Here is a 13019-nt window from a genome sequence, read left to right on the forward strand (position 1 = left end):
CAATGGCCTCAAGGCATGTCGCCCGAAGGTGGTACGCACCTTAACCGACCGTCGGCGTCGCGAGCAGCCAGAGGCCGAAGACGGTGTAGGCGATCATCAGCACGGTCAGCGGGAACTGGCTGAGCGCGGCGCGGGCAGGTCGCGGATGCAGGCGCCAGGCAAATCCATGCGCGACGAGAACCGCAAGCACATGGCCTGCTATGATGGTGCCGGCCTGGACGTTCCACAGCCACCATGCCGACTCCGCGCCGGCAACGATCCCGGCCTCGATCTGCATGTCGGCGGTGCCGAACAGGTTCCAGCCCAGCGCGAACGGATCGGAAAGGGAGGCCAGCGCATACTGGCCGTCGACCAGCAGCGCCGTCAGATAGTGGGCGACATGATAGGCGAGCGCGATCGGCACGATCGACCACACCAGAAGGCCAATTGGCTGGCTGAGGCGCTGATCGCCACCGGCAAGGCGCTGGCCGAGGAAAACGGCAAAAAGAAACACCGCCGCGAGCAGCACGAATGTCAGAATCAGTCCGAAGGTGCCGCTGCCGATCACCGCCGTGCGTCCCGGGAAATCGAGCGGATTGACGCCGAACAGGCCGAGCCAGAAAAAGGTTTTCGACAGGCCGTCGAAGGAAACCGAGGACAGCGCCAGCAGCAGGAAGGCCACGCCGCTTGGCGGCAACGGCTCGGCCGCCAGCAGCTTGGCCCCTGGCCAGCACAGAGCAAGCCGGCCTTCGCCGTCGCGCTCGACCGGCGCGAAGCGCGCCACCATCGAGAAGAAGATGCTGAGGAACTCGCCGCTCCGGCTCCACTGGGGATAGCCGAACCCCAACATGGCGAGGAAGGTGAGCAGCCAGTACAAACCGGCGGCCCAAGCGAGACGAGCCGGGTCGTCGGGAGCCGGATCGATGAGTTCGAACCAGGCAAAGACGAGGAACAGGATGACGGCCGGCCAGCGGCCGAGCCATCCAGGGAGGCGCCACGATCCCTCATCCCTTGCGCCGAGCAGCCGCGAAACCAGACGCCAAGGCCCATACCAGGGGTTGAGCCCTGACCAGAGGTCGCCGAAGACGCCTTGCAGCAGCGTGACGCCGGCCCATAGCAGCGTCCAGATCACGAGCGGCAAAGGGTTGGAGAGTGGGTCGCGGCTGCCAAAAAGGCCGGCGGCGATGAGGATTGCAAAGCCGGCAAAGGAGATCAGGCTGATGGCCGTGCGAGCGCCGTCGCCGAAGGCGAAAAGCGGCAGGCGCCGGCGCCAGAATTTATCCAGAGCCGCCGGCGGCAGCAGCGCCAGCACGAGGAAGCTGACAGCCACAGCGAAAGCGCCGCCAATCAGATAGTAGCCGGTCGGGAGAAGCAGGACGTGGCCGCGGTCGGAGGCGTGGGCGTAGGTGGGGGTGGGCGAGGCGCAGATGAGGGCCAAAAGAATGAAGACGGGAGCACATTTTCGCCAGTCGAGATCCTTCCCACCCCCCTCTGTCCTGTCGGACATCTCCCCCGCAAGGGGGGAGATCGGATGTCGCCGCGGCTTTCGCCAAACTTCTACACCGCAGAAAAACGCGGAGCGGCAGAAGCTGCCAATCTCCCCCCTTGCGGGGGAGATGTCCGGCAGGACAGAGGGGGGCGCGAAGGAACTCGAACTATCCAAGAGCCCCGCCACCTCTCACACCTTGACCAGCTGCTCCACGCGATCCTTCTCGCCAAAGATCCGCAGATAACGCTGGATCTCCTTCTCGTCGCCGGTCGCCTTGGCCGGATTGTCGGATAGCTTGACCGCCGGCCGGCCATTGGCCTCGGTGACCTTGCAGACCAGCGATATGGCATCCAGGCTGTTGGTTTCCGTTGGCGCGCAGCCTTCGAAGTCGTTGGTCAGATTGGTGCCCCAGCCGAAGGACATGCGCACCTTGCCTTCGAAGTGGCGGTAGGTCTCCTCGATGGTTTCAACTTCGAGCCCGTCGGAAAAGATCAGCAACTTCTGCTTGGGATCCTTGCCCTTCTCGCGCCACCAGGACAGGATCTTTTCGCCGCCCTCGATCGGCGGCGCGCTGTCGGGGCGGAAGCCGGTCCAGTCGGCCACCCAGTCCGGCGCGTCGCGCAGGAACGACGCCGTTCCGAAAGCATCGGGCAGCACGATCAGCAGATTGCCGCCATAGTAGCGCTGCCAGTCCTGCAGCACTTTATAGGGCGCTTGCCGCAATTCCTTTTCCGAGTTGGCGAGGGCCGCGAACACCATCGGCAATTCATGTGCGTTGGTGCCGAGCGCTTCGAGGTCATTGTCCATGGCCAGCAGCACGTTGGAGGTGCCGGTGAAGGCCTCGCCAATGCCTTCCTTCAAGGCTTCGACGCACCAGCGCTGCCACAGGAAGGAATGCCGCCGGCGCGTGCCGAAGTCGGATATGCGGATGCCGGGCAGCGCCTTCAGCCGCTCGGTCTTATCCCACATCTTGGCTTTGGCGCGGGCATAGAGCACGTCGAGCGTGAACGGCCCGAACGCCCGCATCGCGGCCCGCGAACGCAATTCGTTGATGATGGCGAGCGCGGGAATTTCCCACAGCGTCGTGTACATCCAGGGACCGGGGAAGGTCAGTTCGTACTGTCCGTCGTGCTTGGCAAGCTCGTAGTCGGGCAACCTGAAGCCTTCCAGCCAGGCGAGGAATTCCGGCTCGAAGATCTGCTTGCGGCCATAGAAATTGTTGCCGCCGAGCCAGATCATCTCCTTCTTGGAGAAGCGCAAGGTGCGGGCATGATCGAGCTGTTCGCGCAACTCGCCCTCGTCGATCTCGTCGGCAAGCCGCACCGAGGTGGTGCGGTTGATCAGCGAGAAGGTGGCGTCGACCTTGGGGTACATGCCCCAGATCATCTGCAACATCAGAAGCTTGTAGAAGTCGGTGTCGAGCAGGCTGCGCACGATCGGGTCGAGCTTCCAGGTATGGTTATAGACGCGCCGCGCAATATCGGTCCTGGCCATGTCTCGTTGTCGCCTTCGCTGCCTGCCATCCACAATCGCGACAGGCCTCATAGCATCGAATCAGCCAAAACGCTGCCCGCTTTCAGGCTGGCCCGACAAAAAGAAGGGCCTGAATGCGGCCGGGCCTAGGCTGCATCAGCTCGCGGGTTTGCCGCCCATCACCTTGAGCGCCGGACGTTTGCGTCGGGTCACGAGGCGGCCCGCGACCGGGGCGTCGGCGCGGCTGTCATCCCCGGCCTTCTCGGCGAACAGCCAGTCGATAAACACCTGTACGATCGGCGTCGCCCGCATCTCGTTGCGGCAGACGACGTAGAAATCATCGACCGCCGGCACCGACAGGCTGAACGGCGCAACCAGCATGCCCCTGGCCAGCAGCGCGCTTGCCGTCACAGAATCGCCCAGCGCCACGCCGTGACCGTGCACCGCGGCCTCGGCCGCCATGCGCGCATCACCCAGATGATGGCGACGGCCGCGTTCTAGGTCCAGCGCATCGGCTGCCGCCAGCCAGGTGTGCCATTCGCGGCCGTCGTCGCCATGCAGGAACACATGGTCGGCGAGGTCGCGAACAGTGCGGATCGGGCGGTTGTTGATCAGTGTCGGGCTGACCACCGGGAACAGTTCGAGGCCCGACCATTTGCGCATCCAGCAATCGGCCCAGCTGCCATTGCCATAGTGCACACAGACATCGATATGCGGCGCCCGGATATCCCTGGGGTCGTTGGAAGGGATGAGCGTCAGCTGGATGTCGGGATACTGCGCGGTGAAGCTGCCGAGCCTTGGCGTCATCCACAAAAGCAGCAACGCCGGCACGCAGGACACCGACAGCGCGCCGCTGCTTGCCGGCCGCGTCAGCCGCTGCGTGGCGGCGGCGATGCCGTCGAAAGCCGTCGACACCGCCGGCAAAAGCTCGGCGCCGTGCGGCGTCAGCTTGACCCGCTGGCCTGATCGTTCGAACAGCTTGACCCCAAGCGACTGCTCGAGCGCCTTGATCTGGTGGCTGACGGCGCCATGCGTGACATTGAGCTCACTCGCCGCCTTGGTCAGCGAGCCATGGCGCGCGGTTGCCTCGAAGGCACGCAGCGGGTTGAGAGGGGGCAGGCGCTTGGCCATGGATGCTCGGCTCATTGTGAGATTTTCTCACAGAAAACACCTTAACAATATCAATTGCTTTTTCAATGCGGCTGCCGGACACTTTGCCGCAATCGCATCAAGACCTGAAATCTGCGGGCAGCGAGCGGGGCAAGCGACCCGGCCGGATGATGGTCGGTTCGCCCGAGGTCCCACTGGTCGGCGGCACCAATCGAGGAGGAATGGATATGGGTTATAACAGCGGCAAGCTCGACACGTTGCGTCGCAAATATGGCGAGAGCCATGGCGGCGAGATGTTCGACCCGAAATTCCGCAAGGTCGCCGACAAGATCTTCTCCAAGAGTGGCACGCGGCTGGCGCCCTATTCGGGCATCCCGACCTTCCTCGCCGCGCCCTACCGCGAAATATCAGCGGAGAACCCGGATTTCGGCGACCTGCAGGTGGCCATGATCGGCGTGCCGATGGACCTCGGCGTCACCAACCGGCCGGGCTCGCGCTTTGGGCCGAGGGCGCTGCGCGCCATCGAGCGCATCGGCCCCTACAATCACGTGCTGGAATGCGCGCCGACGCACGAGCTGCGCGTGGCCGACATCGGCGACACGCCGTTCCGCAGCCGCTACCGGCTGGAGGCCAGCCATGAGGACATCGAGCGCCGCACCAACCAGATGGTCGATGCCGGTGTCATCCCTCTATCGGTCGGCGGCGACCATTCGATCAGCCACCCGATCCTGAAGGCCGTCGGCAAGAAGGCTCCGGTCGGCCTGATCCACATCGATGCCCATTGCGACACCAGCGGTCTGTTCGACATGACCAAATTCCACCACGGCGGGCCGTTCCGCAACGCGGTGCTCGATGGCGTGCTCGACCCGACGCGCACCATCCAGATCGGCATCCGCGGCTCGGCCGAATATCTCTGGGAGTTCACCTACGAGTCCGGCATGACCGTGGTGCATGCCGAAGAGGTGACCGGGCTCGGCATTCCCGCCATCATCGAGAAGGCGCGCAAAATCGTCGGCGACGGCCCGACCTATGTGTCCTTCGACATCGACAGCGTCGATCCGGCCTTCGCGCCCGGCACAGGCACGCCAGAAGTCGGCGGCCTGACCACGCGCGAAGTGCTTGAACTGCTGCGCGGCCTCAAGGGCCTCAACATCGTCGGCGGCGACGTCGTCGAGGTGGCGCCGCAATATGACGCGACCACCAACACCGCGCATGCCGGCGCCCAGGTGCTGTTCGAGATCCTGAGCCTGATGGTGTTCAGCCCGGCCGTGATCAGCAAGGGAGCCTGACGCCTGAAATCCAAGGCGACCGCCGTGCTGGAGCCGGCGGCCGCCTCAAACAACCAAAAGCTTCCAGAAGGGGAATGACAATGACAATCCACTCGACACTGAAATCATCCATCGCCGCCGTCCTGATGCTGGGCGCCAGCCTTGGTATCGCCACGCAGCAAGCCAACGCCGACGCGCTCGCCGATATCACCAAGGCCGGCACCATCAATGTCGGCGTCTTCGCCGACTTCCCGCCCTTCTCCTCGGCCAGCGCCGATATGAGCCTCAAGGGCTACGATATGGATGTCGCGCAGTACATTGCCGACACGCTCAAGGTGAAGCTCAATCCCGTCGCCGTCACCGGCCAGAACCGCATTCCCTATCTGAACGACCATCGCGTCGATATCCTGATGAGCGTCGGCTACTCGAAGGAGCGCGAACAGGTGATCGACTTCGCCGCCGCCTACGCGCCCTACTACATCGCGGTAATCGGCCCCGCCGCAATGTCGGTCAAAGGCAAGGAAGACCTTGCCGGTAAGTCGATCGCCGTCAATCGCGGCACGCTCGAGGATACCTCGCTCACCGAGGCGGCACCGGCGTCGGCCGACATCAAGCGCTTCGACAACTACAATGCCGTGATCCAGGCCTTCATCTCCGGCCAGACGCAGCTGATGGTCGTCGGCAATGATGTCGGCGCGCAGGTGCTGGCGCGCCAGGAAGCGCTCAAGCCCGAGCAGAAGTTCCAGCTTCTGACCTCGCCCTCGCATATCGGCCTCAACAAGAATGAGGATGCCCTCAAGAAAGCGGTCAATGACGCTGTCGCCAAGATGCTGGCTGACGGCAAGCTCGACGAAAGCTCGAAGGCCTGGCTGAAGACGCCGCTCAACCCCGACAACCTCAAGGATTGAGCCTCCGTGGCCTTCAGCTGGCTTCCGGGTGCCCTGGGCGATATCGCGCACGGCGCGGCCACGACGATCCTGCTGATCGCCGTGACCACGCTGGCGGGAACGCTGCTCAGCATCCTGGGTGCCGCCGGACGGCGAAACGGCCCTGTGCTGCTTCGCCGGGCCATCGCCTGGTATGTCGAGGTGATGCGCAACACGCCGTTCCTGGTGCAGCTGTTCTTCATCTTCTTCGGCCTGCCGAGCCTCGGCATCAGGCTCGACCCGATCCTGGCCGCCATGCTGGCGATGACGCTCAACATGGCGGCCTATACGATCGAGATCGTCGGCGCCGGGCTTGATGCCGTCCCGCTCGGGCAGACGGAAGCAGCGCTCGCGCTTGGTCTGCGGCCCCGCCAGGTGTTCATTAAGATCGTGCTGCCGCAGGCGCTCAAGATTATCTATCCCGCGCTCACCAGCCAGATCGTCATCATGATGCTGGAGTCCGCCGTGGTCTCGCAGATCGCGGTGCGCGAGCTCACCTATGAGGCCGACATGCTGCAGGCGCGCACCTTTCGTTCCTTCGAGACCTATTTCGTCGTGACGCTGGTCTATCTCCTGATGTCGATGGCCTTGCGCCGGCTTCTGGTCACCGGCGGGCGCCGCGTCCTCGGGGCTGGCGTGTCATGATCGAATTCACCCTCTGGGATATCGTGCGCAACCTCCTGCTGGCCACACGCTGGACAGTGCTGTTGTCGTTGGCCGCCTTCGTCGGCGGCGCCGCGGTTGGAATGGCGGTGCTGTTCTTCAGGATCGCTAAGAATAAATGGAGCCGGCGCCTTGCCTCCGGCTACATCGCCCTGTTCCAGGGAACGCCGCTGTTGATGCAGCTCTTCCTGATGTTCTTCGGCCTGCCGATGCTGGGCATGCGTATCGAGCCCTGGACCGCGGCGGTGCTCGGCCTCACCTTCTTCGCCAGCGCCTACCTCGCCGAGATATGGCGCTCCGGCGTCGACGCCTTGCCGTTAGGCCAATGGGATGCCGGCGCCAGCCTCGGCCTGCACTATCTGCAGGAGCTGCGGCTGATCATCCTGCCGCAGGCGTTCTCGATCACCCGCGCGCCGACGGTCGGCTTCCTGGTGCAGCTCATCAAGTCGACCGCGCTGACCTCGATCATCGGCTTCGAGGAACTGGTGCGGACCTCCAACGCCATCAACAACGCCACCTTCGAGCCTTTCAAGGTCTACGGGTTGGTAGCGCTGATCTTCTTCCTCATGTGCTTCCCGCTGACGCAATACGCCCGCCGGCTGGAGAAGCGCACGGCGACGCGCTGACAGCTAAGAAACAACGGCTCCCGGAGGCCGTGTGGTTTTAATGCCCGAAGGCGAGCGGCGGTGCCAGGCGGTCCCGTCGCAGCCAGCGTGCCAAAAGCAGCGCTGCCACCACCGCCAGCCCGCTGGACAGACCCATCCAGATGCCGACGCCGTGGAAGCCGAAATGGAAGGCGAGCAGCACGCCGAGCGGCAGGCCGACGCCCCAATAGCCGATCGCGGCATAGATCATCGGCACCTTGGTGTCGTGCAGGCCGCGCAGCATGCCGGCCGCAACCGCCTGGGCGCCGTCGAAGACCTGGAACAGGGCGGCAAAAACCAGGAACGACACGGCAAGCGCGATCACCCTGGCATTGGCCGGGTTGGCGAGATCGATGAAAGCGCTGATCAGGAGATGCGGCCACAGGGTCATAACCAGCCCCATCAGTGCCATGAATGAGACGCCGATGACGAAGGCGGTCCAGCCGGCACGCGACACCCCCTCCGGATCGCCCGCGCCATGCGCAAGCCCGACGCGCACCGTCACCGCCTGGTTGAGGCCGAGCGGCACCATAAAGGAGATCGAGGCGATCTGGATGGCAATGGCGTGTGCCGCCAGCGAATCCGCGTCGATCAGGCCCATCAGCAGCGCCGCGGCATTAAAGATCGTCACCTCGAAGGCCAGGATGCCGGCAATCGGCAGGCCGAGCCGCAGCAGGCCCTTGAAGCGCGGCCAGTCGGACCGCCAGAAGCGGCCGAACAGGCGGTAGCGCCGGAACTTCTTCTCCCACATCACTACTACGGCCATGCCGACGAACATCAGCGTGCTGGAGAGCGTCGTGGCAAGGCCGGAGCCGGCGATGCCCATGGCAGGAACGCCGAGATTGCCGAACATGAACACCCAGTTGAAGACGGCGTTGCAGGCGACGGCGACGAAGACGATGATCAACGCCCAGCCGGGCCGCTCCAGCGCCGAGATGAACGAGCGCAGCACGATATAGCCGTAGAAGGGCAGCACCGCCCACTCCAGCCAGCGCAGATAGATGCCTGCCTGGTGCGCCAGTGCAGGCTCCTGGCCCATGGCCAGCAGAATGGCCTCGCCGTGCCACAGCACGAGCCAGATCGGGATCGAGATCAGGATCGCCAGCCACAGGCCCTGGCGCACGGTGCGGCGCAAATCGCGCACGGAATAGCGGCGGCGGCCAAGCTCGGTCGCCATCATCGGCGAGGTCGCCAGCATCAGGCCGAGACCAAAGATGAGCGGCATGAAATAGAGGTTGGCGCCAAGCGCGCCGCTGGCCAGCGTATCGGCCCCCAGCCGTCCCATCATCATGACGTCGGTTGCCGTCATCGCGGTCTGGCCGAGATTTGTCAGCACCATCGGCCAGGCGAGCGCCAGCGTCGCCCTGATCTCCTGACGCCAAAGATTTTCCGGCGCGCGAGCGCTGGCTTCGATCGCAGACATTGTTCCGCTCTTTCCAGGCGCGGCACGTCGGCGAAAAGCCGGAAGCCGCATGTCAAACCGCAAAACCTTTGGTTTCGCTGTGTTTGCGTCGTCTATTGAACGAAATGCGACATGAAGGCAAGGGAGGAGGTGCCGGAACAGATTGAGCCAGGCAGTTGGCCTTCTATCCAATCGCGTCGAGCGCTTGCCGCTGCCGGTGCATCTCCAGGAAAATCCGGTAGTCGCGATCGAAGCGCGCGCTGGCGGCCGGGTTGGCGGCGCGTGTCTTGCCGCCCTGCTGCATGGCAAGACAGGCGGCGTTGAGATCGGGGAAAAGCCCTGCGGCGGTGGCGGCGACCATGCCGGTGCCGAGCAGCACCGCCTCGTCGGCCAGCGGCTCGACCATCGTGCAGCCGGTCGCGTCGGCATAGAGCTCCATCAGAAGCGGGTTCTTGGTGTGGCCGCCGGTGACATGCAGCGTGTCGATCAGATAGCCGTTCTCGTTCAACGCCTCCAGCACGTGGCGCACGCCGAGCGCGACGCCGACGGCGGTGCGCCAGTAGAGCTTGCACAGGCTGTCGAAGGAGGAATCCAGCGTCAGCCCGCTGATGACGCCGACAGCGTGCGGGTCTGCCAGCGGCGAGCGGTTGCCGTGGAAATCCGGCAAAACGTGCAGCCTTTCGGCCAGCTTCTCGCCCTCGGCGGCGCGCAATTCGGCGACACGCTTGGCGATCCTGGCGTGCATGGCGGCGTCCGGCTCGCCTCCGGCCCCGTGCCAGCGGATGATGTGGTCGAGCAGCGCGCCGGTGGCCGACTGGCCGCCTTCCGACAGCCACAGCTTCGGCAGCGCCGCGCCATAATAGGGGCCCCAGACGCCGGCGAAAGGCTGTGGATCGGGCGACATCGCCATGACGCAGCTCGACGTGCCGGCGATCAGCGCCAGATGCCGGCCGATATCCTGCTCGTCGCCGGCAAAGCCACCGAGCACGCCAAGCGCGCCGGCATAGGCGTCGATGACCCCGGCGCCGACACGGCATTTTTCCGTCAGGCCGAGCTCGGCCGCCGCTTGCGGTGTCAGCTGGCCGATATCCGCGCCGACCGGGCTTGCCTTTTCAGGGAGATTGCCGTGGTCGAAAAGATCGTCGAGGCCGACGATTTCAAAGAAATCGCGCTGCCATGCGATTTCCTCATGCGCCAGATAGGTCCATTTGGCTGTCAGCGTGCATTGCGAGCGGGCCAGCGAGCCCGTCGCCTGCCATGTGAGGAAATCGGTCAGGTCGAATAGATAGCCGGCTTCATTCCATGTCCTGGGCAGGTTGCGCTTCAGCCACATCAGCTTCGGCGTGGCCATTTCCGGCGACATGACACCGCCAATATAGTTGAGCACCTCGTGGCCGCTCGCCGTGCATTCGTCCGCTTCGGCGATGGCGCGGTGGTCGAGCCAGACGATGGTGTCCCAGCGCCTGTCGCCCGACACCGAGGCACTGAGCTGTTCGCCCTGACGGTCGCGCACGACCAGCGAACAAGTCGCATCAAAGGAGATGCCGACGACATCTTCAGCCGCAACGCCGGCTTTTTGCCGGGCGGCGTGCACGGCGGTGCAGACGGCGGACCAGATATCGCGCGAATCATGTTCGGCGTGATCGGGCTTTGGCTGGTTCATGGCGATCGGCCGTTCGGCGCGGCCAAGCAAGGTGCCACTGGTGTCGAGAATGCCCGCGCGAGCGCTCCCGGTGCCGACATCGACCGCGCAGATAAACTGTTTCGTCAAGATGCTCTAACTCTCGCTCCCAGGCCTGCAATCAGATCGGGCAATTGCAGCATGTCAGCGAATATAAAGTCAGGTTCGGTCGACGCAAGCCGCGCTTTCAGGGCCGGGTTGCCGGCATGCGAGCCGCCGGTGAAGGCGAAGACATGCATATCAGCCGCGCGCGCCGCCGCGATGCCGGCCGGACTGTCCTCGATGACGAGGCATTTGCGCGGCTGCGCCCGCATGCTGGCGGCGGCATGCAGGAAAAGATCGGGCGCCGGCTTGCCCCTGGCGACCATGGCAGCGCTGAACAGATGCGGCTCCATGAACCCGAGCAGGCCGGTGACGTCCAGCGCATAACGGATCCGTTCCAGCGTGCCGGAGGACGCGACACAGAATGGTTGGCCGAGCTTGGGCAGCATCTCCTTGACGCCGGGGATCGGTTTCAGCTCTTCACGGAACTTGCGCATGAGATCGACACGCATGGCGGTGAGATGCTGATCGGTGATCTCAAGCCCGAAGTCGCGGCCGAGGATCTCGCGCACGCTTTTCATGCTCTTGCCGAGGAAATGCTCGTAGGCGGCATCCTCGCCGATGCTTCCGCCGGCAAGTTCGATCATGCCGAGCAGCGCCGAGACGGAGAGCGCTTCGCTGTCGACCAGCACGCCATCGCAGTCGAAGATGACCAGTTCAGGCGTCATGGCATCGAATGGCTCTCAGAGCTTGCCATCGAGATAGCGTGTCAGCGTGGCGCGGGCGCCATTCGCCCACAGCACGTTGAGCGCATGGGCAAACGCCTCGACGAATGCCGTGGCGCGGCCGACATCGCCATAGATGTCGTCCATGGCCAGCCAGGCGGCGGGTGCGTCCTTTGCCGCCTTTGCCGTCGCCTGCAGCCGGTCCCAACTCGGGTCGTTCGGCTCGATGACGGCGCCGCTATCGGTCGTGCCGAAGCAGTAGCGGCACCAGAGCGCCGATTCCAGCGCCAGGCCGGCGACGCTTTTTCCCGCCTTCAGGCGGTCGGCGATGGTCGGGATGATGAATTTCGGCTGGCGGTTGGAGCCGTCCAGGCAAAGCCGGCGCACCGTGTCGCCGATCTTGGGGTTGGAAAAGCGCTTCTCGATGAGTTGATAGTAATCCTCCAGCACCGTGTCCGGCACCGGCGGCACGGTCGGAATGATCTCGTCATGTTCGAGCTTGTCGAGAAAGGCGCGAACCAGCGGCTCCTGCATCGCCTCATGAACGAAATGGATGTCCATCAGCCCGGCGGGATAGGCAATGGTGGCATGGCCGCCATTGAGGATGCGGATCTTCATCAATTCATAGGGAGCGACATCCCTGACGAACTGCACGCCGACCTTCTCCAGCGCTGGGCGACCGGCGGTGAAATGATCCTCCAGCACCCATTGCTTGAACGGTTCGCAGAATACCGGCCAATTGTCCTCTACGCCAAAGTCCTTGGCCAGGATGTCGCGCTCGCGATCCGTGGTGGCCGGCGTGATGCGGTCGACCATGGCGTTCGGAAAGGCGACATTGTCGCTGACCCAGGTCGCCAGGTCCTCGTCGATCAGGCGGGCGAGCCCAATGACCCCATCCGAGGTGACATGGCCGTTGTGAGGGATGTTGTCGCAGGACATCACGGTGAACGGCACGATGCCGTCGCCGCGGCGGCGCATCAGGCCGGCGATGATGATGCCGAACACCGTCTTCGGCACAGCGCCCGGCTGGGCGTCGGCGATGATGTCGGGATGGGTCGGATTGAAGACGCCGGAGGCCGGATCGATGAAATAGCCGCCTTCGGTGATGGTCAGCGAAACGATCTTGATCGCCGGGTCGGCCAGCCGTTCGATGATTCCGGCCGCATCGCCCGGCATCAGGAAATCGATCATCGCGCCGGTGACGCGGGCGCTCATATGGCCTTCATCCTGCTCGACCACGGTGGTCAGCCAGTCCTGCTCTTCCAGCTTACCGCGGCCGATCTTCTCGCCGGCGAAAACGCCGGCGCCGACCAGCGCCCAATCTTGGCCGAGCCCCGCATTGAACAGGTCGTCGAGATAGACGGCCTGATGCGAGCGATGAAAGTTGCCGACGCCGAAATGCACGATGCCGGCCTTCAATTTGGAACGGTCGTATTTCGGTCCCGCGACATTGGCGGGAAGCTTGGCGAGATTGGAAGAAGAGAGTTTCACGGTCATCTGCTTTACCCTTCGGCCGGGCTGCGGCCTTGATCATTCTCCCTCTCCCCGTCCTTCACGGGAGAGGATGCCGGCAGGCAGATGAGGGGCATCGCAGCCATCGGAAGCGTTGGCGCTGCC

At 64.2% G+C, this 13019-nt stretch carries 11 protein-coding genes; 4 read left to right on the forward strand and 7 right to left on the reverse strand.

Annotation, left to right across the window (positions count from 1 at the left end; genetic code table 11):
• Positions 1–40: 40 nt before the first annotated feature.
• The 3 genes from FJ934_RS12395 to gcvA form a co-directional block, all read right to left on the reverse strand.
• Positions 41–1486 carry a hypothetical protein gene (locus tag FJ934_RS12395; RefSeq protein ID WP_246671498.1) on the reverse strand — a complete coding sequence of 482 codons (1446 nt, stop codon included), beginning with the start codon at positions 1484–1486 and terminating at the stop codon, positions 41–43.
• Between the two features lie 171 nt (positions 1487–1657).
• The gene (pncB, locus tag FJ934_RS12400) at positions 1658–2962 is read right to left on the reverse strand and encodes a nicotinate phosphoribosyltransferase (RefSeq protein ID WP_140609904.1); all 1305 of its coding nucleotides are present in this window, start codon (positions 2960–2962) and stop codon (positions 1658–1660) included.
• Between the two features lie 135 nt (positions 2963–3097).
• Entirely contained in the window at positions 3098–4072 is a 975-nt protein-coding gene (gene gcvA, locus FJ934_RS12405; RefSeq protein WP_140609920.1) for a transcriptional regulator GcvA, read from the reverse strand.
• 206 nt (positions 4073–4278) lie between these two features.
• On the opposite strand from gcvA, the gene speB reads away from it, so the two are divergent.
• The 4 genes from speB (at position 4279) to FJ934_RS12425 (ending at position 7534) form a co-directional block, all read left to right on the forward strand.
• Positions 4279–5340 carry an agmatinase gene (gene speB / locus FJ934_RS12410; RefSeq protein ID WP_140609905.1) on the forward strand — a complete coding sequence of 354 codons (1062 nt, stop codon included), beginning with the start codon at positions 4279–4281 and terminating at the stop codon, positions 5338–5340.
• 80 nt (positions 5341–5420) lie between these two features.
• On the forward strand, positions 5421–6227 hold the full coding sequence (locus tag FJ934_RS12415; protein WP_140609906.1) for a transporter substrate-binding domain-containing protein: 807 nt from the start codon (positions 5421–5423) through the stop codon (positions 6225–6227).
• A 6-nt stretch (positions 6228–6233) separates the two neighbouring features.
• On the forward strand, positions 6234–6890 hold the full coding sequence (locus FJ934_RS12420; RefSeq protein ID WP_140609907.1) for an amino acid ABC transporter permease: 657 nt from the start codon (positions 6234–6236) through the stop codon (positions 6888–6890).
• Entirely contained in the window at positions 6887–7534 is a 648-nt protein-coding gene (locus FJ934_RS12425) for an amino acid ABC transporter permease (protein ID WP_140609908.1), read from the forward strand. Before FJ934_RS12420 ends, FJ934_RS12425 begins: the two co-directional genes overlap by 4 nt.
• Positions 7535–7571: 37 nt before the next feature.
• On the opposite strand, the gene FJ934_RS12430 is transcribed toward FJ934_RS12425, so the two are convergent.
• The 4 genes from FJ934_RS12430 to FJ934_RS12445 all read right to left on the reverse strand — a co-directional run bounded on the left by FJ934_RS12430 (position 7572) and on the right by FJ934_RS12445 (position 12899).
• A complete protein-coding gene (locus tag FJ934_RS12430; RefSeq protein WP_140609909.1) occupies positions 7572–8975 on the reverse strand; it encodes an MATE family efflux transporter in 1404 nt (467 codons plus the stop codon).
• A 163-nt stretch (positions 8976–9138) separates the two neighbouring features.
• Positions 9139–10725 carry an FGGY-family carbohydrate kinase gene (locus FJ934_RS12435; RefSeq protein ID WP_140609910.1) on the reverse strand — a complete coding sequence of 529 codons (1587 nt, stop codon included), beginning with the start codon at positions 10723–10725 and terminating at the stop codon, positions 9139–9141.
• On the reverse strand, positions 10722–11405 hold the full coding sequence (locus FJ934_RS12440) for an HAD-IA family hydrolase (RefSeq protein ID WP_140609911.1): 684 nt from the start codon (positions 11403–11405) through the stop codon (positions 10722–10724). The genes FJ934_RS12435 and FJ934_RS12440 overlap by 4 nt, the downstream gene beginning before the upstream one ends.
• A gap of 15 nt (positions 11406–11420) precedes the next feature.
• Positions 11421–12899, reverse strand: a complete 1479-nt coding sequence (locus FJ934_RS12445; RefSeq protein WP_140609912.1) for a mannitol dehydrogenase family protein — start codon at positions 12897–12899, stop codon at positions 11421–11423.
• Between the last annotated feature and the right edge of the window lie 120 nt (positions 12900–13019).

It is taken from the genome of Mesorhizobium sp. B2-4-12, assembly GCF_006441575.1.
In the GTDB taxonomy this organism is placed as follows: domain Bacteria; phylum Pseudomonadota; class Alphaproteobacteria; order Rhizobiales; family Rhizobiaceae; genus Mesorhizobium.